General features: G+C 70.3%; 21 protein-coding genes and 1 tRNA gene. 6 read left to right on the top strand and 16 right to left on the bottom strand.

Annotated elements, in window-relative coordinates; all coding sequences use genetic code 11:
• Positions 1 to 37: 37 nt before the first annotated feature.
• From ACZ7LS_RS02110 to ACZ7LS_RS02125, 4 genes are all read right to left on the bottom strand, one after another.
• Positions 38 to 547 carry a GNAT family N-acetyltransferase gene (locus ACZ7LS_RS02110; protein WP_382518342.1) on the bottom strand — a complete coding sequence of 170 codons (510 nt, stop codon included), beginning with the start codon at positions 545 to 547 and terminating at the stop codon, positions 38 to 40.
• 297 nt (positions 548 to 844) lie between these two features.
• Entirely contained in the window at positions 845 to 1,990 is a 1,146-nt protein-coding gene (locus ACZ7LS_RS02115) for a glycosyltransferase (RefSeq protein WP_385130010.1), read from the bottom strand.
• A 214-nt stretch (positions 1,991 to 2,204) separates the two neighbouring features.
• Positions 2,205 to 3,236, bottom strand: a complete 1,032-nt coding sequence (locus ACZ7LS_RS02120) for an aldo/keto reductase (RefSeq protein ID WP_382518334.1) — start codon at positions 3,234 to 3,236, stop codon at positions 2,205 to 2,207.
• A 107-nt stretch (positions 3,237 to 3,343) separates the two neighbouring features.
• Positions 3,344 to 3,766: a VOC family protein gene (locus ACZ7LS_RS02125; protein ID WP_382518331.1), complete on the bottom strand. Its 423-nt coding sequence runs from the start codon at positions 3,764 to 3,766 to the stop codon at positions 3,344 to 3,346.
• Positions 3,767 to 3,927: 161 nt separating this feature from the next.
• On the opposite strand from ACZ7LS_RS02125, the gene ACZ7LS_RS02130 reads away from it, so the two are divergent.
• Positions 3,928 to 5,004 (top strand): helix-turn-helix transcriptional regulator, encoded by a 1,077-nt coding sequence (locus ACZ7LS_RS02130; protein WP_385130007.1) that lies wholly within the window; start codon positions 3,928 to 3,930, stop codon positions 5,002 to 5,004.
• A 71-nt stretch (positions 5,005 to 5,075) separates the two neighbouring features.
• Here ACZ7LS_RS02130 and ACZ7LS_RS02135 read toward each other — a convergent pair whose 3' ends face one another.
• From ACZ7LS_RS02135 to ACZ7LS_RS02145, 3 genes are all read right to left on the bottom strand, one after another.
• Positions 5,076 to 5,606, bottom strand: a complete 531-nt coding sequence (locus ACZ7LS_RS02135; protein WP_385130005.1) for an excalibur calcium-binding domain-containing protein — start codon at positions 5,604 to 5,606, stop codon at positions 5,076 to 5,078.
• A 631-nt stretch (positions 5,607 to 6,237) separates the two neighbouring features.
• Positions 6,238 to 6,552 carry a hypothetical protein gene (locus ACZ7LS_RS02140; RefSeq protein WP_382518324.1) on the bottom strand — a complete coding sequence of 105 codons (315 nt, stop codon included), beginning with the start codon at positions 6,550 to 6,552 and terminating at the stop codon, positions 6,238 to 6,240.
• Positions 6,553 to 7,556: 1,004 nt separating this feature from the next.
• A tRNA-Val gene (locus tag ACZ7LS_RS02145) sits at positions 7,557 to 7,628 on the bottom strand.
• Positions 7,629 to 7,875: 247 nt separating this feature from the next.
• Between ACZ7LS_RS02145 and ACZ7LS_RS02150 the strand changes: the two genes are divergently transcribed.
• The 4 genes from ACZ7LS_RS02150 (at position 7,876) to ACZ7LS_RS02165 (ending at position 10,983) form a co-directional block, all read left to right on the top strand.
• Entirely contained in the window at positions 7,876 to 8,649 is a 774-nt protein-coding gene (locus ACZ7LS_RS02150) for a DUF4097 family beta strand repeat-containing protein (protein ID WP_382518321.1), read from the top strand.
• A gap of 72 nt (positions 8,650 to 8,721) precedes the next feature.
• Complete coding sequence (locus tag ACZ7LS_RS02155) at positions 8,722 to 10,098, top strand: hypothetical protein (protein ID WP_382518319.1); 1,377 nt, start codon at positions 8,722 to 8,724, stop codon at positions 10,096 to 10,098.
• A gap of 66 nt (positions 10,099 to 10,164) precedes the next feature.
• Positions 10,165 to 10,728, top strand: a complete 564-nt coding sequence (locus ACZ7LS_RS02160) for a DUF4383 domain-containing protein (RefSeq protein ID WP_382518316.1) — start codon at positions 10,165 to 10,167, stop codon at positions 10,726 to 10,728.
• A gap of 33 nt (positions 10,729 to 10,761) precedes the next feature.
• A complete protein-coding gene (locus ACZ7LS_RS02165) occupies positions 10,762 to 10,983 on the top strand; it encodes an FmdB family zinc ribbon protein (RefSeq protein WP_382664310.1) in 222 nt (73 codons plus the stop codon).
• Positions 10,984 to 11,654: 671 nt separating this feature from the next.
• Here ACZ7LS_RS02165 and ACZ7LS_RS02170 read toward each other — a convergent pair.
• The 3 genes from ACZ7LS_RS02170 to ACZ7LS_RS02180 form a co-directional block, all read right to left on the bottom strand.
• Positions 11,655 to 12,506 carry an HAD family hydrolase gene (locus tag ACZ7LS_RS02170; protein WP_385130002.1) on the bottom strand — a complete coding sequence of 284 codons (852 nt, stop codon included), beginning with the start codon at positions 12,504 to 12,506 and terminating at the stop codon, positions 11,655 to 11,657.
• Positions 12,503 to 15,061: a phosphoribosyltransferase gene (locus ACZ7LS_RS02175; RefSeq protein ID WP_385130000.1), complete on the bottom strand. Its 2,559-nt coding sequence runs from the start codon at positions 15,059 to 15,061 to the stop codon at positions 12,503 to 12,505. The genes ACZ7LS_RS02170 and ACZ7LS_RS02175 overlap by 4 nt, the downstream gene beginning before the upstream one ends.
• Positions 15,062 to 15,126: 65 nt before the next feature.
• Positions 15,127 to 16,290 (bottom strand): HpcH/HpaI aldolase/citrate lyase family protein, encoded by a 1,164-nt coding sequence (locus ACZ7LS_RS02180; RefSeq protein ID WP_382518305.1) that lies wholly within the window; start codon positions 16,288 to 16,290, stop codon positions 15,127 to 15,129.
• Between the two features lie 193 nt (positions 16,291 to 16,483).
• On the opposite strand from ACZ7LS_RS02180, the gene ACZ7LS_RS02185 reads away from it, so the two are divergent.
• Positions 16,484 to 17,323 carry a TerD family protein gene (locus ACZ7LS_RS02185; protein WP_382518302.1) on the top strand — a complete coding sequence of 280 codons (840 nt, stop codon included), beginning with the start codon at positions 16,484 to 16,486 and terminating at the stop codon, positions 17,321 to 17,323.
• A gap of 32 nt (positions 17,324 to 17,355) precedes the next feature.
• Here ACZ7LS_RS02185 and ACZ7LS_RS02190 read toward each other — a convergent pair whose 3' ends face one another.
• The 6 genes from ACZ7LS_RS02190 to ACZ7LS_RS02215 all read right to left on the bottom strand — a co-directional run bounded on the left by ACZ7LS_RS02190 (position 17,356) and on the right by ACZ7LS_RS02215 (position 22,058).
• Complete coding sequence (locus ACZ7LS_RS02190) at positions 17,356 to 18,096, bottom strand: TerD family protein (protein WP_129768713.1); 741 nt, start codon at positions 18,094 to 18,096, stop codon at positions 17,356 to 17,358.
• A gap of 167 nt (positions 18,097 to 18,263) precedes the next feature.
• Positions 18,264 to 19,403, bottom strand: coding sequence for a DUF475 domain-containing protein (locus ACZ7LS_RS02195; RefSeq protein WP_382664318.1), 1,140 nt, complete (start codon positions 19,401 to 19,403; stop codon positions 18,264 to 18,266).
• A 51-nt stretch (positions 19,404 to 19,454) separates the two neighbouring features.
• Positions 19,455 to 20,030, bottom strand: a complete 576-nt coding sequence (locus ACZ7LS_RS02200) for a TerD family protein (RefSeq protein WP_129768711.1) — start codon at positions 20,028 to 20,030, stop codon at positions 19,455 to 19,457.
• Positions 20,031 to 20,243: 213 nt separating this feature from the next.
• On the bottom strand, positions 20,244 to 20,819 hold the full coding sequence (locus tag ACZ7LS_RS02205; RefSeq protein ID WP_030352590.1) for a TerD family protein: 576 nt from the start codon (positions 20,817 to 20,819) through the stop codon (positions 20,244 to 20,246).
• A 164-nt stretch (positions 20,820 to 20,983) separates the two neighbouring features.
• Entirely contained in the window at positions 20,984 to 21,463 is a 480-nt protein-coding gene (locus ACZ7LS_RS02210; protein ID WP_382518295.1) for a peroxiredoxin, read from the bottom strand.
• Between the two features lie 157 nt (positions 21,464 to 21,620).
• Positions 21,621 to 22,058 carry a DUF3052 domain-containing protein gene (locus ACZ7LS_RS02215; RefSeq protein WP_030352588.1) on the bottom strand — a complete coding sequence of 146 codons (438 nt, stop codon included), beginning with the start codon at positions 22,056 to 22,058 and terminating at the stop codon, positions 21,621 to 21,623.
• Positions 22,059 to 22,271: the final 213 nt, after the last annotated feature.

Genomic DNA, 22,271 nt, shown 5'->3' on the forward strand with positions numbered 1-22,271 from the left:
CACGCGGCCAGCGTAGCTACCAATCCGGCCGGCCCGCTCAGCTGACGACGGGGCTGCGGCGCTCGATGAGCTGTACGTCCCGCCAGACCCCGTGCTGACGGCCGACGCGCTCGCGGGTGCCGATGGTCCGGAAGCCCGCGCGCCGGTGCAGCGCCAGACTCGCGGCGTTCTCGGGGAAGACGCCGGCCTGAATGGTCCAGATCCCGGCCGCCTCGGTCGAGGCGATCAGCGCGTCGAGCAGCGCACGCGCGACCCCCTGGCCACGGGCCCCGGGACGGACATAGATGGAATGCTCGACCACCCCGGCGTAGGCGGACCGCCCGGACACCATGGCGACGGCGACCCAGCCCAGCACCAGTTCGCCGTCCGGCGCCAGCGCGACAAAACGGTGTTGCGCCAGCTTCCCCGCGTCGAACGCGTCCCAGGAGGGGGCGGCCGTCTCGAAGGTCGCGTCGCCCTCCTCGATGCCCGCCTGGTAGATCGCCAGCACCTGCGCGGCGTGCGCGGCGGTCAGCGGCCGTACGAGGACCCCGGTGCTCGTACTCACGCGACCGTCCGCTTCGGCACCTGACACATGGCGATCGAACCCTTCGTCCACGGCCGTCCGGACACGCCGGGGCCGGTGATGTGTTCGCGCCGCTCACGCGATCCGGAAGGCTCCCGGGCGCTCTGACCAGCACGTTGCCCCATAGTCCCGGACGCGACCACGTTCGGCAACGACCGTACGGCCGCTTCGACCGGCCCTCGCGCCGCTTTACCGCGCCTTCCCACGGTCGTCCCTGCAGGTAGCGAGGGAGCCCCGGCCGTGCGCGGCCGGGGCTCCCTCCGGTGCTACGGCCGTCCGCTACGACTGCGGATTCGTGATCTCCGCGATCACGGTGGCCGCCGGGGGGAGCTTGGCGATGTCGGCCGCGATGTCCTGGGCGCGGTCGCGGTACGCGTCATGTCCGAGCAGCTCCGCCACGGCCGGGGTGATGCCGGCCGCCGAGTCGACGGTGATCGAGGCTCCTGACGCGGCGGCGCGGGCGGCGTTGATGGGCTGGTCGGCGCCCTGGGGCCAGAGGACCATCGGGAGGCCGTGCGCGAGGGTGGCGACGACTGTGCCGACACCTCCGGCGCCCACCACCAGGTCGGCCTTGCCGAGCAGCTGGTCCAGCGGGACGAAGGGCACGTACCGCACATGCGCCGAGTCCGTGGGGGCTGTCGTGCTCGCGGTGGGATGGCGCAGGGACGAGCCGAGCGTGGCGATCACGTTGACCCCGGCCTCCGTGACCGCCGCCACCACCACGGAAAGGGTGTCCGGGTCGGAGAAGATCGTGCCCAGGGTGACGAGCGCCGTCGGCTTGCCGGGCTCGCCGAAGCCGGGCAGGTCGAGCGCGGCGTCCTCCGGCCGGCGGTGGGCCTGGGGCCGGACAGCCCGTACCGGAGTGACGGGGGACCAGTCCGGGTCCTGCAACTGCGGCGGGCACGGGTCGAGGTAACTCGACGCGGCGACCGGGCGAAGGCCCAGCCGGTCGTAGCGGGCCGAGGCCACGCGCTCGATCTCGTCGGTGATCACGGCGGGCAGCGCCGGACCGATGCCGGCCTTGTGCCATCCGACGCCGAGCCGGGCGGCGACGAGCGGACCGACCGCGTCGAACGGCTCGGCGACGACCAGGTCCGGAGCCCACGCGGTGGCCTGCTCGATGCTCTCCTCGACGGCGAGGTCGACACGCGAGCCGCCGAAGATCTCACCGATGGTCGAGGGCGTCGGATGGAACACGTCGGCACCGGTACGGCGGCCCGCGTCCGCGGAGAACACCTCCGGCATCACGCCCGCGGCCAGGAACTCCACCTCCGACGGCAGTTCCTCGCCGGCCGCGGCCCGGAACCCCGCGCTCGACAGCAGCCCCACGGAATGGCCGGCACCGGCCGCCGCCCGCATGAGCGGGACCAGGGGCAGTATGTGACCGAAGGCGGGGGTCGCGCTGAACAGCAGTTTCATGGACATCCTCGGAGTTTTCCGAACTGATTTCGGTGACTGGGTGAGCGGGTGACTGGATGAGCGGGCGACTGGGCGACTGGCGAGCATGTGTGCCGGACGGGACGACGAGCCCCGCCCGGGGCGGCCGCCATCCGTCCTACGGCCCGCGGACGGATGGCGGTTCCGGCGTCCGCGGGCGAGGGTGGCGCGGGCACGAGCGCCGAGGACGGTCATGCCGTTCTCACGCGGCGGCTCGCTCGTGGGACGGGCGTCGGCGCAGGTCGGGGCGGGTGAGGGAGGGAGGTACGTACGAGACGTCCAGCGGGCCGATGTCGGTGCCGGGCGGGACGATCGCGTCGATCTTGTCGAGAACGCCGTCGTCGAGGGTGAGGGTGGCGCCGGCGAGCAGGTCGTCCAGCTGGTCCATGGTGCGCGGGCCGATGATGGCGGAGGTGACGTCGGGATGGCTGGTGGCGAAGGCCATGGCCAGGTGCGTGAGGGAGTGGCCGGCCTCGTCGGCGAGGGTGAGGAGCCGCTCGACCGCGTCGAGCTTGCGCTCGTCGGTGAGGTGCCGGGAGACCCAGTTCATGCGGGCGTTGTCCGGCCGCGGCGCGTTCTTGCGGTAGCGGCCGGTGAGCAGGCCCATGGCCAGCGGGCTCCATACCAGGGCGCCCAGGCCGTAGCGGTGGCAGACGGGCAGGATCTCCCGCTCGATGGCGCGGTTGAGGATGGAGTAGGTGGGCTGCTCGGTGCGCGGGCGGTGCAGTCCACGCCGCTGGGACACCCACTGCGCTTCGACGATCTCCGAGGCCGGCAGGTTGGACGAGCCGATCGCCCGGACCTTCCCGGCCCGTACGAGGTCGGTGAGCGCGGAGAGGGTCTCCTCGATGTCCGTGTACGGGTCGGGGTGGTGGATCTGATAGAGGTCGATGTAGTCGGTCCGCAGCCGCTTCAGCGAACCCTCGACCGCCTGGACGACCCAGCGCCGGGAGCTGCCACCGCGGTTGGGGCCCTCGCCCATCGGTCCGTTGAACTTGGTCGCCAGTACGACCTCGTCGCGACGTCCCTTGAGGGCCTTTCCGACGATCTCCTCGGTCTCGCTGTAGCCGTAGACGTCGGCGGTGTCGACGAAATTGACGCCCGCGTCCAGCGCCCGGTGGATCATGCGCACGCAGTCGTCGTGATCCGGATTGCCCATTTTGCCGAACACCATGGTGCCCAGGCAGTAGGCACTGACGTCGATGCCGGTCCGTCCCAGCTTCCGCATCCTCACGGTGACCCGTTTCCTTCCGCTGCCGTACGTGTTCGGTGCCCGCGCCGTCCGGACGCCCGTGCGGCGGCGGCCCGGACGGCGTGGGCGTGTCAGATCGGCCGGCCGGTTCAGCCGTTGTACGGGGCGGTGACGTCCAGGACCCAGGTGACGCCGAAGCGGTCGGTGAGCATGCCGTACAGCGGCGCCCACTGCGCGGGCTCCAGCGGACTCACGATGGTCGAACCCTCGGCGAGCTTGCCCCACAGGGCGCTGATCTCCTCGGCCTCGTCTCCGCGCACGGAGACGAAGAACGGGTTCTCGCCCTGGTTCCAGGGCAGTTGCGAGGGCACGTCGTAGGCCATGACGTGGAAGCCGTTGTCACCGGCCACCTCGCCCCACATGACCCAGTCCGCCTCGCTCTCGTTCCGTACGGCGCCCGCGTCCTTGTAGGTGACCGCGACGGTACGTCCGCCGAAGACGGACTGGTAGAAGTCCAGCGCCTCACGCGCGGTGCCCCGGAAGTTCAGGTGAGTGGTGGTCGTGACGGACATGACCTGCTCCTTGCCTCAGTGTGACGAATGTGCGCCGCCGGGCCGTCGATGCCGGGCGGCGGCTGCCGTGACCAGGGGTCATGCCTCCCGAACGGCTCGTATGCCACGATGGCAGAGGTAGAGGACAGGGTGTGTCCGGTACTCCAGGGAGGATGGGTGTCATGCATAAAACGTCCGCCCGGCTGCTCGCGCTGCTCTCACTCCTTCAAACGCCCCGTGACTGGTCCGGCGACGATCTCGCCGAGCGTCTCGGCATCACCTCGCGCACGGTGCGCCGTGACATCGACCGCCTGCGCGAACTCGACTACCCGATCACGACCGTCAAGGGACCGGCCGGCGGCTACCGCCTGGAGGCCGGCACCCACCTGCCGCCCATGCTGTTCGACGACGAGCAGGCCGTCGCCCTGGCCGTCGCGCTGCGGACCGCGGCAGCCGGCACCACCGTCGCCGAAGACGCCTCCCGCGCGCTGGCCACCCTCCGCCAGGTCATGCCGCCCCGCCTGCGCCACCGCATCGACCTGTTGCACATCACCGCGGTCCAGCCACCCTCGGCGGCCGGCGACACCCCTCGGGTCGACGCTCAGGTCCTGACGGAACTGGGCCGCGCCATCCACGCCCGCGAGGAACTGCGCTTCGACTACGCCCCGGGTCCGGGCACCCCGGCCGATGACGCCCGCCGCGTAGCACCCCACCACCTGGTCACCTGGCGTCATCGCTGGTACCTGGTGGCCTGGGACCTGCACCGCGAGGACTGGCGCACGTTCCGCGTCGACCGCGTCCGGCCCCGCACACCCACCGGCCCCCGCTTCGCCCCGCGCGACCTCCCCGGCGGCGACGTCTCCACCTTCGTCACCAGCCGATTCCGCGGCAACGACGGCACCACCACCGACTGGCCCTGCCGAGGCGAAGTCATCCTCCACCTCCCGGCCGCCGAAGTCGCGCCCTTCGCCCAGGACGGCATCGTCGTGGAACTCGGTCCGCACCACTGCCGGCTCATCCTCGGCTCCTGGTCATGGACCGGACTCGCCGCCGCCATCGGCCGCTTCGACACCGATATCGAGGTCATCGGCCCACCCCAACTGGCCACCGCGTTCGGAAACCTCGCCACGCGCTACGCCCACGCCGCCCAAGCCCTCCCGGCCTCCGCCGTCCCCACCGTGTCCGAGCCGGAGACCGGTGGTCCCGCAGGCATCCGGCCCGGATCCGACACGGCGTCAGCACCCGTGGGAGAGGGATGACGGACCCGCCGCCACAACCGTCGGACTCCCCCCTCGTGCCGGGCGGCGGGGGGCTTCGTCTTTCCACGGCGCTATTCGCAGGCGACACCGTCTCCGTCACGGTCAAGGTGGCGTCCGTACCCGGGGTCTCCCGCGTAAACGGGGTCGGCTCCTGCGGCTCGGACCGCAGTGCAGTTCGCGTAGTACGTGGAGCCGCCGCCACCCGACGTGCCGTTGTCGTCGCTGCCGCCGCCGCTGCCGCCGCTGCCGGGATCCGGGGCGACGGTGACACGCACGGTCTTGGTTTTCGTGACGGTGGGCGCCGGCTTCGGACTGGCCGTCACGGTCGCGGTGGCCGCGGGTGCGGGCGTGGCGGTGACTGTCGCCGTTGCCGTCACGGTCGCTTCGGGTACCGCCTTGGCGCCGGCCGCCTTCTCCGTCTGAGCGGGGGCATCGGTCCCCGCGATCACGCCGATGAAAAACACCAGGAACGCGGCCGGGATCAGGATCCGCTTCCGCGTCCACTTGGGTCGTGCCGGTTGGGTCGCGGGCACGAGATAGGGGTTGGGGCCGGTGGGCGGCTGGGGCGGCCGGCCCGACGGCGGCTGGTGATTCTGCGACATGCGTCCCCCCAAGGGTGTTCGTGGAGGGACGAACGTAACGGTGCAGGAAGGCCACACGTGGGCAGAGTGCGCGAGGGGTGATCAAGTCGTGATGAAAAAGTGAAGGCGCGTCATGTGAACGCTTACGCCGAACGCCGCGACCGGGTCACTGGTGCGTCACCCCGGCCCCGCGCCACCCGCCCACGCCGCGAGGGTCCCCGCGCACCGGAGGCACCGGACACCGGCCATCACGACCCGCACGCCCTCGCCCGGCCGGAGATCAGTCCTGTCGGCGTCTCACCACCGCGAGCGACCCCGAAGCCGCCGGCCGCCTCATCCTCTTCGGCGCCGACGTCAGCCGGAACACCCTGGTCGCCCTGGACTGTGAACCCGCCACGTTTTCTCGATAGGCCGGCGCATCCATTCGACTCGCCACCTGGAGCCTCCACAGCGTCGGGGTACTCACCCCTGAACAAGGCGAAGCGCACCGCATGAAGGCCCGGACACGGTAACGGCCCCCAGCCGAAAGGGCTGGGGGCCGCATCATGCTCCGCGGGAGAGCTTCCCGCGCCACGCTTCCATGACGAGCGGGGCCGGACCGGTTTGGCACTGGCCCGCCACGCGCTCAGTGGTTCACCCGTGGCGACGGCGGTCAGACGGTGGTGGCCAGCCAGCCGACCTGTTCCGTGGTGTGCTTGCCGTCGCTCATGACGCCGGCGTTGACCCTGACCTCGTTGAGCCGGATCAGGAAGCCCTTCTCGGTGACGTCGTGGACACGGATGCCCGGGGTGTCCGGGCCGTTGAACGTCTGGGTCAGCGGCAGCACGATGACCTCGGACCCAGCCGGGAAGGGCGTCGGGAAGGTAACCCGGGTGAAGGTGGAAGTGTTGCCCCCGGCCGTCTCGATGGCATTGACACCACGTACCACTACGCCACCCTGGTCGTCGTGACCTCCGAGGGCGTACACGCCACCACCGTGGGCAACAGGTCCTGGTCAGACAGAATTAAGGAGTCCAACTCCACATACGTGGCCTCGACTGACCGCGTTCTGACGGGACGCTGCCACACGGGGGATGAGAACGGATACACGGAGTACCAGTCGGCCGAGGTCTCTGTGAGCATCGATGGCACCACACACCGTCTGCCCTTCACCGCCGGCGAGTGGGACAGCGCGGTCAAGGAGACGCATCACGACAACCGCGCGCCAAAAGGCCAGGTACTCGTAGGCCGTAAGCATGACTCCGACGCGGATCGGCCGGTTCCTCGGACACGCGGCCACGGACCGGCTGTACAGCCTCTTCCGCCTGGTGGCGTTCCGGGGCTTGCGCCGCGGTGAGGCGTGCGGCATGCGCTGAACTGGCATAGACCTGGACGCAGATCTACTGACGGTGGCGAAGGCACTCGTACAGAACGGCTGGGACGTGTACGAAGACAGACGCAGGCGCGCGCACCATATCCCTGGACCCGGTCACCGTAGAGGTGCTGCACGAGCACCGTGCACGCCAGGCCGCCGACAAGAAGAAGGCCGGCGCCGGATGGGCGAACACCGGACGGGTGTTCACCCGGGAAGACGGGAGCTGGCTGCGTCCGTCGCACGTGACGGACCGCTTGACGGAGCTGGGTGAGGAGATCGCCCTTCCCCCCGGTCCGGTCCGGTCCGGCTGCACGGCCTGCGCCACGCCGCAGCCACGCTGACGCACGCAGGGGGCGGCGATCTTCACTGCATCAAGTCGACGCTCGGGCACTCGGGGATTCAGATCACCTCGGATACGTATCTGAATCTCCTGCCGCAAGTCGACAAAGAGGTGGCGGAGGCGGCGGCGAAGCTCGTCCCGCTTCAGCGCCCAAGCAAGATCGCTGACACGGCCGCTCACGCATCGCTCACGCGAAAGACCCCGGACGAGGAGCCCGGGGCCGCTTCCGAACCCCCGAAAGAGGGTTCCGCTCCAGGTCAGGGACCTGGTGATGTTGTGGGCGCGGACGGTTTCGAACCGCCGACATCTGCTTTGTAAGAGCAGCGCTCTACCCCTGAGCTACGCACCCGTGGATGAGGCAACAGCGTACATGGCCCACAGGGCGGAGCCGCAAACCGTATCCCGGGGGCACCACCGGAGCGCGCGGCGTACGGGGGGTATCCCCACCACGGAGACGGTGGGCGGCCGGATCGGCCGCGGCGGTTTCCGTTCGTACGGTGGGGGGACAGCCAGGACGCGGCACAGCCAGGACGCGCCGAGAGACATCGGCCCGAAGGCTCCGGCAGCGCTACAGGACTCTCTGGGGGACGATCATCGTGGCCACACGCCATCACCGCTCTCGTACGCTTCTCGCCGCCGGCGGAGCCGTGCTCGTCGCGCTCGCCGTCAGCGGGTGCGGCAGCGCGAACGCCTCCGACGCCCCCGTCGAGACCAAGTCCTTTCCCTTCCAGGGGAAGACGCTCACGGTCGACACCGGGAACGCGGCGGTCGAGCTCGTCCCCGCCGATGTGAAGGATGTCGAGGTGACCCGGCAGGTCGACGGCTGGGTGTTCATGGGCAGCGGGCCCCATGCCAGCTGGAAGATGACGGGCGACACGCTCACGCTCAAGGTGAAGTGCAGGGCCGTCGCGAGCAACTGCGAGTCGCTGCACAAGGTGAAGGTGCCGCGCGGGGTGGCGGTGACGCTGAAGGGCGACAACGGGAAGATCACCGCCACCGGCTTCACCACCGCTCTGAAGCTGACCTCGGACAACGGCGCGGTGACGGTGCGGGACTCCAGCGGACCGCTCGATCTGGAGAGCGACAACGGAAAGATCACCACGGAGGACGTCTCCGCCAGGAACGTGACCGCGAAGGCGGGCAACGGAGCGATCCGGCTCGGGTTCGCCGTCGTACCGGACAGGGTGGACACCACCACGGACAACGGCCGGACCGACATCCGTCTGCCCGGCTCGGGAACCGCCTACGCGGTGACCACGTCGACCGACAACGGCTCGGTCGAGGTCGGCGTACCGACCGACAAGAGCAGCGCCCATGTCCTCAAGGCCCGCACCGGCAACGGAAAGATCACCGTCAAAAGCGCGAACTAACCGGCCCGTGTGTTCGTCTCTACCTGGTGGGACAATGAACCAGGCAGGGTGAACTCGGCACGGGAGAGGGATGTGACGGCGACACACGCGCAGCCGCACGCAAGAGCGAAAGCGAAAGCGAGTGCCGTCCGTGATGTCCTCACGTTGATGCTGTTGCCGGTGCCCCTGGTGGTGGCGGCGTTGCCGCTGACCTTCGCCGGCGGGGGTACGCGGAGGTGGTTCGGCGGCAGGGGCGAGAGCCAGCGCGCGGACGCGCAGGCGGCGAAGGACGCCGCGGCGGCCGCCTTCTACGAGCTGGACACGGCCCAGCGGGATCTGCGGATCTCGATAGAGACGATCACGGCGGTGGACAGCTCGCCGGGCGCCCGCAGGGCCGTGGAGGGATTCGCGGCGCTGGGGCAGCGGATCGACGAGGTGAGCCACGGCTATATCGAGGCCGTCGACGCGCACGACCTGGACCGCGACGATCTGGAGCCGTCCGCCGCTTCCAAGGCGCGCAACGAGCTGACGAAGGCCAAGGACGAGCTGGTCCGCGTCAAGGGCGATCTCGACCGGTTCGAGCAGGGCCTCGGGCCGCTGCTCGACAAGGCCGAGACACAGCTGGCGCGGCTCGCCCCCGCCGTGGAGCGGGCGCGGCAGGCGCTGCTCGCCGCGAGCAACGCCCTCGACGCGGTGCGCGCCTCCGGTCTGCGGGCGGACGATCTCGCCGCCCGGCTCGCCGCGCTCGGGCCCGATCTGACGAAGCTCAACCAGGGCGCCGGGCAGCATGGCGTGGCGGAGACGCTCCAGCGCGCCGACCGGGTCCTGCGCGACGCCGAGGCCGTACGGGCCGAGGCGGCGCGGCTGCCCGAGCGGGCCCAGGAGATCGACCGCCGGCTGGTGTCGCTCCGTACCCGCGCGCAGGCCCTGACGACCCGGGCGGGGACGGTGGAGCCGGTGCTCAGCGAGTTGCGCCGGCGGTTCACCGCGGCGTGCTGGCAGGACCTCCAGCAGGTCCCCGACCACGCGGCGACCAGCGTTCACCAGGCCGAGGAGAAGCTCAAGGAAGCCGGCACGGCGCGCGAGGAGCAGCGGTGGGCCGACGCGACCTCGCTGCTCAGCACCGCGCGGGCGCTGCTGAACGGTACCGACGAGGCGGTCTCCGCCGCCGGTGACCGGCTGCGGCGGCTGAACGCCGTGTCGAAGGACCCGCAGCAGGAGATCGAGCGCACCCGGTTCGCGATCCGGGACGCCCAGCGGCTGGCCATGAGCGGGCGGAACACGCCCGAGCCCCGTCACGCGCGTCCGCTGGACCAGTCCGTGGCCAGGCTGGACCGGGCGGTGGCCGCGCTGGAGGGCCGCCATCCCGATTACTGGCACTTCCTGACCGAGACCGAGGCCGTACGGCACACCGTGGCCCAGGTGGTCTCGGATATCCGCGAGGAGCGGGGCGCCGGGCACGGCACCTGAGTTGTCGGCGGCTCGTGACGGGCGGATGCTGGGGTGAAGGACCGCGACCGCCGAAGGAGGCCGCCCATGGCCACGCGAGTGCTTCATCCGCCGGTCCGGGGGCAGCACGTCAGGCTCGACGCGCGGCTCCCCGTCGATCACCGGCTCAATCAGGTCTACCGCGTCGGGGCCGGGCTGATGGGGCTCTTCCTGGTGGTCTTCGGCGTCCTGGGGCTGATCGACAAGATCGGATTCTTCGGCACCGGCGGCGCCACGGTCGCGGGTCTGAACACCAATGGCACGCTGAGCGTGCTGTCCATCTGCGTCGGGCTGATCCTCTTGGCCGGCATGGTGATCGGCGGCAATACCGCGTCGACCCTGAACATGGTCCTCGGTGTCCTCTTCATTGCCAGCGGATTCGTCAATCTCGCTCTGCTGGACACCAGTTACAACTTCCTGGCCTTCCAGCTCCAGAACGTGCTGTTCAGTTTCGTTGTCGGTGTGCTGCTCATGTTCTTCGGGATGTACGGAAGGGTCAGCGGCGGGCTGCCGCACGACAATCCGTACTGGCGGGCCCGCCATCCGGAACAGGCGGAGCGCGAACAGCGCCTCAGGGCCAGGGGCCGTCAGGGCCAGGTCGGCGTCGGCTGAGGGCTGTGCCGTGACAGGCCCTACTCTGGGCGCATGCCTCGCTACGAGTACCGCTGCCGTTCCTGTGGTGACACCTTCGAGCTCAGCCGGCCGATGTCGGAGTCCGCGGCTCCCGCCGCGTGCCCCGAGGGACATGACGACACCGTGAAGCTCCTGTCCACCGTGGCGGTGGGCGGGACCGCGAAGGGCGGCGCCCCCGCTCCGGCGGCCGGCGGTGGCGGCGGGGGCTGCTGCGGTGGTGGCTGCTGCGGCTGATCCGCCGCGGTGGCCGATCCGTCGGGCGCGTCGGCCCCGGGGGCTGGAGCCGGTGCCGATGCCGGAGCCGGCGCGCCGGGATCAGGACAAGCGGGTCACCGTGCGCCGACCAGGGTGAACGTCGATCCGTTGGGCAGGGCGGTGATCGCCACGCCCGCCGCGCCCAGCGGACGGCCGTACGCGCCGGGCCTCGGCGGCCGGAGCCGGGGCGCCGGCGAGGGCCAGTCCCGCGGCGAGGGGGGCCAGCGGCGCGAGCGCGCCGCGGCGAGGTAAAGCGTGACGGATCACTGTCCGGGATTTCCATTCTTGAGATCACGCCGTCGGTGCGACGCCCCTGGCCGGCCGGCGTGGCGACGGTGTCGCGGACAGGCCGGCCGCGGGTGATGGGCGCGCTCTCTGGTCGGCAGGGAATCTACGCGCGCGGACCGCGCGTCACAGCCGTGAACGCTCCCGGCGTGGACCGCGCGGGGGGCGCGCACACGCACCGCGGTCGGCGGGAAAGCCCCGTGCGGTTGATTCATTCCCAGGTCAGGGGCGGTGCGCTCGGCTGTGGACGCCGCTCCCCGGCGGCGACGGCCGGCCGGTGGAGCACATCTGATCGCTCGTCAAAGCCGAGCGGTACGGCGCTCTTGTCCGGCTTCATGGCCGGGCGGGGCGCCCCGCCCGCCGGATCAGGCCGGGCCAGGGGCGGCGGCGCGGGTGAGGCGTCGGAGGATCTCCTCTCCCGCCGCGACACCTGTCTGCGGGAGTACGTCGACATGCGGGGCGTGCCAGCCGCTGTCCGCGAGTTCGCCGTGGCCGGGGCGCCAGGCGCGGTCCGCGGCCAGCAGCAGGTCGGCGTCGAGCAGCGAGTCCCCCGCGGCGAGGGTGAGTTCGGCGCCGGTCCTGCGGGCCACCTCGCGCATCGCGGCGCTCTTGGTGAGCGGTCGCGGTACGGCATAGATCTTGCGGCCCTGGAGGGAGACGGTCCAGCCGCGGCCGTCGGCCCACGCGGCGAGTTCCTTCACCCAGCCCTCGGGGAGCAGGGCGCGGTCGACCACGAGATAGGCGAAGAGGTCTTCGGCGATCCGCTCCTTGAGGAGCCAGGCGGGGTCGGCGGCGGCGAGCAGATGGGCGCGTACCTCGGCGAGGGGGGCGCACTCGTCGGCCAGCCGGCCGTCCACCCGGGCCCGCCAGACCGGGTCGGACACTCCGTCCACCAGGAGATGGCCGCCGTTGGCGCAGATCGCGAACCGCGGCGCGGGGCCCGGCAGATGGATACGGCCGTACTGCTCGCGGGTGCGGGTCGTCGTCGGTACGAAGACGGTGGTACGGGCGAGCCCGTCGAGCAGTCCGGCGGCCGTCTCGGTCAGATACGACAGTGGTCGGCTCTCGTACACCTCGACGCAGAGCAGCCGGGGAGCCTCGGCGTCCGGCATCGGGAGCTGGAGCGCGGCGGCCGAATAGATCAGGGTGCGGTCCAGATCGCTGGCGACCAGGACGGACGGCCGCGCGGGGGCGCCCGGGGCGTGGGAGAGGGTCACGGCGCGACGACCGCCTTGCCGTCCGCGCCGGTGGCGCCCCGGGTGTAGCGCGGGTGGATCAGTCCGACGCAGGTGTACGGGAGGTCGTCGACCTCCTCGACGGGCACGCCGCGTTGCTCGGCCAGCAGCCGGACATGATCGAGGTCGGCGCCCGCGTCGCGCTGGGCGAGGATCTTCCAGGGGACGCGGCGCAGCAGGACGCGGGTGGTCTCGCCGACACCGGGCTTGACGAGGTTCACATCGTGGATGCCGTACTCCTCGCTGATCCGCTCGACGGCCGCCCAGCCCTCCCAGGTGGGCGCGCGGTCCGCCGAGAGCAGCTCCTTGACGTCGGCGTCGACGGCGGGGGCGACCTCGTCGAAGCGGGCCGCGACGGTGTCCAGGAAGTGGCCGGAGACATCGGCGCCGGCGAGTTCGCGGTAGTGCTTCGCGCCGTGGAAGTCATGGGGGCCGACCAGGTCGGCGCGCAGGACGGTACGCGAGATCAGGCCGGAGACGGTCGAGTTGAGACAGGCGGAGGGTATGAGGAAGTCCTCGCGGGTGCCATAGGTCCGCACACAGCCGCCCGGGTCGGCGAGGACCGCGATCTCGGGGTTGAATCCGCCGAACTCTTCGAGGGCCTGGGCGAGTTCGCGGGTGATCGCGCCCTTGCCTGTCCAGCCGTCGACGAAGACGACATCGGCGGGGTCGTGGTGGGCGGCGAGCCAGCGCAGCGCGTTGGCGTCGATACCCCGGCCGCGCACGATCGAGACCGCGTAGTGCGGCAGGTCCAGGCCGTGCCGGTGCTGGGCCCAGCGGCGCATCAGGACGCCGACCGGCGTGCCGGCGCGGGCCAGCGAGACCAGGACGGGGCGGGGGGACCGCTCGGCGAGGACCGTTTCGGTGACGGTGCCGACGGCTCGCGCGATCCGGGCCGCCGAGGTCTCCAGCGCCGCTTTGAAGAGCTCCTGGTACTGGGCGCTCGGCTGGTATTCGACGGGCAGGGATTCGGCGTAGTGCGCGCCACCGCTCTGGATGGCCTCCTCGCGCTCCTCCGTCGGGGCCTCCAGCTCCACCTCGGAGAGGTCCTGGAGGAGCCAGCCCACGTCGTCGGGCGCGTAGGAGGAGAAGGCGGGGCCGCGAAGGGGCTCGGGCAGCATGGCGGGTTCCTGCCGTTCGGCGTCGTGCGGGGAGCGCGGGGGGCGCGCGGAGGAGGGGAGGTACGAGGGGATCACGGCCAGGACCACCCGGGGTATGTGCGCGGCGAGCTGGGCCAGCAGGCCGCCGGGGGCGTGCAGCTCGGGAGAGTCGGCCAGGGAGTCGACGACCGCCACGACGGCGTCGAAACCGGCGCCCGCGACGTTGTAGGCGTACCGGTCTCCGGCGCCGTCGCCGTCGGGGAAGGCCGCGGTGTCATGGGCCGGGAAGACGAGCCGGCTGCGGATCGCGTATCCGGGGTCGTTCACGGCCAGCACCGGCGACCGCGTGGTGGTGGAGAACCTCACCTCGGCGCCGCTGGAGCGCTCCAGCGCCTCGGCGAGCCGCAGGGGCGCGTACATCAGCTCCTCGAAGCCGAGCACGAGCACGCGCCGGGCGTCGCCCAGCCCGGCCGCCGCCTCGGCGGCCATGCCGGGCAGCGCGGCCTCCAGTGCGGCCCGGTGGGCGGGGGTGAAGCCGTGGCGGCCCCCGTCGGGGACTCCGGCCGGCCACTCCAGGGCCACGCGGACCACGCCAGTCGCATGGGTCGCATGGGTCGCGTGAGTCGGGTGGCTCTCGGGCGACGCCTGGACCACGGCGGTCGCATCGGCCTCGGGCGCCGCGAGGCCCTCGGAAGCCCCGGTGGCCGGGACGCCGTCCACCGGGCTCGGCGCGAGGGCCTCCGCCTCGTGCTCCGCCACCAGCGCCCGGCCCTTCTCCAGCACGCCGTCCGGGAGCCGGACCGTACCGGAGGCCAGGGTGACCAGGTCGACGCGGGCCCCGATCTCCTCGGCGAACTCCGCCAGCCGCCCCTGGTCGGCCGCCGACCGCATGTCGACCAGGGCGACGATGACGTACCACCCGCGGGGGTAGCGCTCGTGGAGGGCGCGGATGGTGTTGAGCACGGTGTTGCCGGTGGAGAACTCGTCGTCGACGAGGACCAGCGGACCGTCGGAGGCGAGCAGCCCCGGATCCTCGGGCAGCAGCAGATGGGACGTGGCGTGCGAGTGCGACTCCTCGAAGCCGCCCGCCCTCGGGACACCGGGGACGGGCCGCCGGGTGGAGTGGAGATACGGGGCGTGGCGCACCCCGTCGGCGACGGAGTGGCCGAGTCCGGTCGCGGTCTCCGCGTAGCCGAGCACCACGGCCCGGTCCACCTCGGCGCCGAGCAGGCCGCGTACGCGCTCACCCAGCCCGACGCCGGTTCCGTGCACCACCGCGGGGCGCTGCGGCACGTGCTTGCCCAGCACGTTCGAGACGAGGAGGTGGGCCCGCTTGGGGTTGCGGCGCAGCGCGAGGCCCAGCAGATCCCGCAGCCCCTCGCCGCCGTCGAGTTCGACGCCGAGCCGCTCGGCGACCCATGTGCCCGACCACACCATAGTGACGTTCTCTTCCTTCGACGACGGTCCGGCCTGCCCGGTCCGAGTGGTCTGTTCCGGGAGGCTCACGCGCCGAGGCCGGCGGTGAGGAGTTCCACGAAGCCGATGTCCTCCCGGGCGACGCCGAAGACCTCGGCCCGCAGGAGGGTGCGCTCGGCCCAGGCGCGGTGAGGCTTCACCTCATTCATCTTGTTCGTGTACGCGGAGCGCAGCACCCCGCCCCCGTCACGCTCCGGCCGCAGGATGTCCCGGGCGTCACTGAACTCCTCGTGGCTGACCACGGAGAGCGCGTGCACCGGCGGGACGTGGGAGGGGTGGATACAGGTCTTGCCGAGCAGCCCGTTGGCCCGGTCCAGCTCGATCTCGCGCAGCAGCCCGTCGAGGTCGTGCTCGATCAGGGCGGTACGCAGCTCCTCGGCCCGGCCTTCGAGGAACGGGCTGCGCCGCAGCTGGGGCTTGAACATGCGCTCCTGGAGCCGGAAGTACTCCCAGACAGGGCCGGTGATCGTGAAGCCCGATCCATCGGCACGCCCGAGCACGTTCACCACGTCCGCGATGACCCCGGCCACGATGCGTACGTCGTACGCCGTCATATCGGGCGACCGGCGCAGGCCGTACGCGGAGCAGAAATCGGTCACGCCCAGTCGCAGCGCGAGCACGCGGTCGCGGTACTTGTCGACGGCGGTCGCGATGCCGGTGAGCGTCCGGGTCCTGGTCTCCAGATGCAGCAGCTCGGGCGATTCGAGTACCGGCATCGCGTAGAGCGCGCGGCCACAGGCGCCTTCCGCCTCCGTGAGCGCCTCCAGGAAGGCCGTCCCACGCTCCTCGGTGAACTTGGGAAGTACGAATCCGGACAGCAGCCGGATCGACTCCCCCAGGCGCCGGACCAGGTCGGATATCTGTCCCGGTTCACGCACGCGAATGAAGAGCAGCGGGGTGGCGACACCCCGCTCGGCGAGGTCGGCGAACTGCCGGACGAGATTGGTCTCGGCGTCCTCGACCTCGTCGTCATGGATGGAATCCTCCAGGCAGAGCACCATGGATACGACTCCGCGCCCGGTCTGCTTCAGCACGTCGTCGGCGAGCCGAGGCCGGGTGGCCGGGCTGTAGAGCGTGGCCCCGAGGGCGGCCGAGAGCAACCGCGCGGGCGAGTCCGAGGTGAACTCGCACGGCTCCTGGTGGAACAGTGCCTGCCGAGCAGCGGTCGGGATATGCCCGAAATGACGCATGTGAATCCCCCGTACTGCCGTGATGGCCCGTCGGTCATGTGGCCGGTAATAGTACGTATGGGCGGGTGTCAAGAGTTCCCCCGGTACATGAAATCCTGGTTACTCGTCCGGTTCTCGTCCATGGCCCGGACGGAGCGGATCTGACTCTGGGCCCGCGTTGTCCCCGCGGGCGGCGGGAAGGCAGGATGGCGGTATGACGCACGCGATGCTCAAGGGCTCGAACGTCCCCCTCGATGCCATGGCCGTACGAGCCGTGCTGCGCTGGTCCCCCGGTACCGGGGTGCCCGTTGTGGACGCCTCCGCCCTGCTGCTCGGGCACGACGGCCGGGTCCGTTCCGACGAGGACTTCGTCTTCTACAACCAGCCGCGCCACCCTTCCGGGCTGGTGCGGCGGCTGCCCAAGAAACAGGTCGGGGACGATCTGACCGATGCCGTCGAGGCCAATCTCGCGGCGCTCGACCCCTCGGTCGACCAGGTGGTACTCGCGGCCTCCTCCGATGGTGCGAGCTTCCATCATGTGACCGATCTGCGGATCCTGCTCTATGACGCGGCCGCGGCCGACGGCGAGCCGCTGGCCGTCTTCGAGATCCGGCCGGAGACCGGCGAGGAGACCGCGATCATCTGCGGCGAGCTGTACCGGCGCGGGGGTGGCTGGAAATTCCGCGCGGTGGGCCAGGGATATCCGACCGGTCTGGACGGCCTGGCGACCGCGTTCGGCATTCTGGTGGACGAGACGGAAGAGGCCGCGGCGGACGCGGCGCCCGCCGCCTCCGAGGAGGCCACCGTGGCCGTGGCCCCGGACAGGCCGCTGCCGCCTCCGCCGCCGCTGCCGCCCACCCAGCCGGTCGCACAGCCTGCGTACGGGTACCCGCAGCCTCCCCTGCCGTCTGCCCAGCCGCCGTACGGCTATCCCCAGCCCGTGTCGTCCCCGCGGCCCGCGTACGGCTATCCGCAGCCGGCCGCGGCCGCCGCGCCCGCCCCCGATCCGAACTTCCGGCTGCCCCCCATGGGGCCGCAGTTCATCCGCCCGTAGCAGCCGGTGCGGGTGCCCGCACCCGCACCGGTTCAGGTCTTCGTCTTGTAGCCACGCCCCCACTGGAGCCCCCAGCCGTACAGCCGGTCCAGCTCCGCCTGGAAGCCGTAGACGAACTTCACCTCGCGGCGCACCACCAGGTCGCCCTTGACGTTCTCCACCGAGAACACCGCGCAGGAGCGGGCCTGCGGCGCGTGCTCGTCGAGATCGATCTCGATGCGCGGGCCATTGCTGGGGTACAGCGTCACATGCGCGCGTGTGCGGTCGAAGGCGGGCGTCTGGTCGTAGATGTAGACGAAGAACAGCAGCCGCTTGATCGACTCCCGGTGGTCGAGATTGACATAGAGGGTCTCGCCCGAGGCGGCGCCGAACCGGTCGTCACCGCTGAGTTTGACGTACGGCGGATCGTTCAGATCCCCGAGGAAGTTGCCCAGCGGCTGGACCACGCCCTTGCTGCCGTCGGTCAGCTCGTACATGCAGCCGAGGTCGAGGTCCACATTGACCATGCCCTGCGTATGGGCCTGCACCACCTCGGGCTTGAAGAGCTTGAGGGGGTTCGACAGCAGCCGCCCGCTCTGCCTGGAGCGTCCCTCGATATCGGAGGTGCGCATCTGCCAGGAGAGGTTCACCCGCAGATTGCCGGTGGCCGCGCCCTGTTTGGTCAGCGAGACCGTCGGCCTCCGCTTGGTCAGCTCGATGGAGTTGGACGCGGCGTTGCCCGAATCGAATTGCGTCGCCCTTTGTCCCTGCCACAGGTTGTCCCAGAAGGCCATGCCCACCCCACTCCTGTCGTCCACTCTCAACTCGCCACGATCACATGGAAGAACGGGGCGGCCGGCAGGCTCGCGCCTCTCGGCCGCCCCGTTCAGAGCGTTCCCTGATTGCCCTCCGCGTCACCCTCCGGAGGACCGGCTCACCAAAGGCTCACCGGAGCACCGGCTCAGACCTGGACCGCCGCCTTGTCGTCGTCGGCGTCCTTGTCGCCCTCCCCGGCCGCGAGCGCCTTGTTGCGGCGAATCGAGGACCAGAAGGAGGCGCCGATGAGAAGCACGCCGATCAGACCGGTGATGATCTCGTTGATCGAGTGCTCGATGGTGATCAGCAGGATCGCGGCGAGCGCGCCGATCGCGTAGTGCGCGCCGTGCTCCAGGTAGACGTAGTCGTCCAGGGTCCCCTGGCGGACCAGGTAGACGGTGAGCGAACGTACGTACATCGCGCCGATACCGAGACCCAGCGCCATCCAGAAGATCTGGTTCGTGATGGCGAAGGCGCCGATGACACCGTCGAAGGAGAAGGACGCGTCCAGGACCTCCAGGTAGAGGAAGAGGAAGAACGCGGCCTTGCCGGCGAGACCGACCGCGGAGACCTGCTTGCCCTCGGCCTTGGCCTTCTCCTCCGCCTCGTGCTCCTGCTCCTCCTGCTCCTCCAGCCGGTTCTCGAAGAAGCCCGAGAGACCGCCGACGACGAGGTACGTGACCAGACCGGCGACACCGGCGAGCAGCACGGTGGCCGACTTGTCCTGGTATCCGGTGCTGGTGTGCGCGTTGGTGGCGAAGGTGAGCGCCGTGACGAGCAGCACGATCAGCGCGACGCAGACCGACAGCATGTCGACCTTGCCGAGCTTGGCCAGCGGGCGCTCCAGCCAGCCCAGCCACTTGATGTCCCGCTCCTCGAAGATGAAGTCGAGGAAGATCATCAGCAGGAACATTCCGCCGAAGGCGGCGATGCCCGGGTGGGCGTCGGTGACCAGGGCCTCGTACCGGTCGGGGTTGTCCAGCGCGATCTGGACGGCCTCGATGGGCCCGACCTTGGCGCTGATGGCGACGATCACGACGGGGAAGACCAGCCGCATACCGAACACCGCGATGAGGATGCCGATGGTGAGGAAGATCTTCTGCCAGAAGGCATTCATCTTCTTCAGGACCCCGGCGTTGACAACCGCGTTGTCGAAGGACAGCGAGATCTCAAGGATGGACAGGATCAGTACGATCCCGAACGCCTCCCACCCCCACTGCCAGGCCGCGAAGGCGAGGCCGAGCGCCGTGATGGCGAACGACCAGCCGAAGGTTTTCAGGATCACTGGCTACCCCATCTGGTGATTAACGGGTTTTCCCCCGCGCAGCGCACTGCTTTACGAAACGTTGACCCCGAAGTCTAGAGCGATGCCCCGCAGCCCTGACGCGTACCCCTGTCCCACCGCCCGGAACTTCCACTCGGCGCCATAGCGGTAGAGCTCGCCGAAGATCATCGCGGTTTCGGTGGAGGCGTCCTCGCTGAGGTCGTAGCGAGCGAGCTCCTGGCCGTCGGCCTGGTTGGCCACGCGGATGAACGCGTTACTGACCTGCCCGAACGTCTGACCGCGATTGTCCGCGTCATGGATCGAGACAGGAAAGACGATCTTGTCGCAGTGAGCAGGCACCTTGGAGAGGTCGACCAGCAGGGATTCGTCGTCGCCGTCGCCCTCACCGGTCAGATTGTCACCGGTGTGCTCCACGGATCCGTCCGGACTGGTCAGATTGTTGTAGAAAATGAACCATTCATCGCCGAGCACCCGGCCCGACTGGCAGAGAAGCGCGCTGGCGTCGAGGTCGAAGTCGGCTCCGGTGGTGGAGCGCGCGTCCCAGCCGAGCCCTACCAACACCTGGGTGAGGTTGGGTGCGGCCTTGGAGAGGGAGACATTGCCTCCCTTGGCGAGTGTGACGCCCATGATGGTGAGTCCTCCCCGAAATGATGTGCTGCCGTCCTGCGGGCAGGACGCGCCTGACGTCCTGCCCGTTCAAACCCTGTTCATGCGGCTCGTGCCCGTACCGATGCGAGACGCGTACCACCCCGCATGCGAGACGCGTACGGCGCCGCACTGAGCGTGCGGCGCCGTGCTCGAAGATACCCAGGCGTGTCCGGTGGGGACAGGCCCGGCGGTTCAGACGTTGACGCCGAAGTCCTGTGCGATACCGCGCAGGCCCGAGGCGTACCCCTGACCGATGGCGCGGAACTTCCACTCCGCGCCGTTGCGGTACAGCTCGCCGAAGACCATGGCGGTCTCCGTCGAGGCGTCCTCGCTCAGGTCGTACCGGGCGAGTTCGTTGTTGTCGGCCTGGTTGACCACGCGGATGAACGCGTTGCGCACCTGGCCGAAGGACTGCTGGCGGCTCTCCGCCTCGTAGATCGAGACGGGGAACACGATCTTCTCCACGTCGGCGGGGACCGCGGCCAGATTGACCTTGATCGCCTCGTCGTCGCCCTCGCCCTCACCGGTGAGGTTGTCACCGGTGTGCTCGACGGATCCGTCGGGGCTCTTCAGGTTGTTGAAGAAGATGAAGTTCCCGTCGACGGCGACCTTGCCCTCGGCGTTCGTCAGCAGGGCGCTGGCGTCGAGGTCGAAGTCACTGCCGGTGGTCGTACGGACGTCCCAGCCCAGACCCACGGTGACCGCGGTCAGGTTGGGCGCGGCCTTGGTCAGCGAGACGTTTCCGCCCTTGCTGAGGCTGACTCCCACGAGTCCTCCCTTTGGTTTCTCGGGGCCGGCGGCCCGGCTCTGCGGCTGCTGCCGCGGGTCGCGCGTCCCCTGAGGCGTTGGCATCGGATCAACGACTGGATCCTAGTGACCGGTTCCCCGTCGCCGCGCGATTTCGGGGTGCCGGTCCGGATGGGGCGGACCGGTCAGAGCGCGGCGAGCGCCTTGACGTACTCGTCGAGATCCCTGGCGTCCGGCAGACCGTTGACGACCGTCCAGCGCACGACGCCGTCCTTGTCGATGATGAAGGTCCCGCGCACCGCGCACCCCTTCTCCTCGTCGAAGACGCCGTACGCGCGCGAGACCGCGCCGTGCGGCCAGAAGTCCGACAGGAGCGGGTACTCCAGGCCCTCCTGCTCGCCGAAGACGCGCAGGGTGTGGATGGAGTCGTTCGAGACGGCGAGCAGCTGGGTGTCCTCGTTGACGAACGAGGGCAGCTCGTCGCGCAGGGCGCACAGCTCACCGGTGCACACACCGGTGAAGGCGAAGGGGTAGAAGAGCAGCACCACGTTCTTGCCGCTGTCCGCACCGTCCTCGGAGCGGCGGAAGTCGGACAGTCGCACGGTCCGCCCGTGGTTGTCCTTCAGTTCGAAGTCCGGGGCGGGGGCGCCGACCTCGATCGCCATGGATGCACGTCCTTTCGAAGGCTGTGGCTCTGACTGTCTCCCGACCACCCTACGCACAGGGCCCCCGCCGATCGGAGTCGGCGGGGGCCCTCAAGGCTGCTCGCAGCTCGGGCTGCTCGCTGTCGGCTGCTGCGTCTTGCGCGCTCGGCGCTCGGAGTCAGCGCTTGGTCTTCGCCGCCTTGGGAGTGACGAGACGGCCGCCGGTCCAGTCCTTGCCGGCGCTCACGCTCTTGGTCTGGGACAGGCCCGAGGTCTGGGCCGCCTCGCTGATGTCGCTCGGTTCGACGTAGCCGTCACGGCCGGTCTTGGGCGTCAGCAGCCAGACCACTCCGCCGTCTTCGATCAAACCGATGGCGTCCACCAGCGCGTCCGTAAGGTCGCCGTCCTCGTCACGGAACCACAGGACGACGGCGTCGGCCACGTCGTCGTAGTCCTCGTCGACAAGGTCCTGGCCGATGACGGCCTCGATGGACTCGCGGAGCTCCTGGTCGACGTCGTCGTCGTAGCCGAGCTCCTGGACCACCTGTCCGGGTTCGAACCCAAGCCGTGCGGCGAGGTTGGTTCGTTCCTCCGCGTGGTCCGCGGTCGCGCTCACGGATTGCCTCCTGATCATGTTTCGGATAAATGCTTCGGCCGCGCGTACGCGGGGCATTGGCCATTGTCCACACGGGCGGGGCGGATCGCGCAAGTACCCGGCCGCCGAGACCGCCGAAACGGTGACGTTCCGGGCTCCTTCGTCGCATCTCCTGTCACTTCGACCTCGCACCCTGTGACACAGGCCGTACGTTTTCTCATCCTCTGCCATGTT

It is taken from the genome of Streptomyces sp. NPDC039430, from assembly GCF_055639435.1.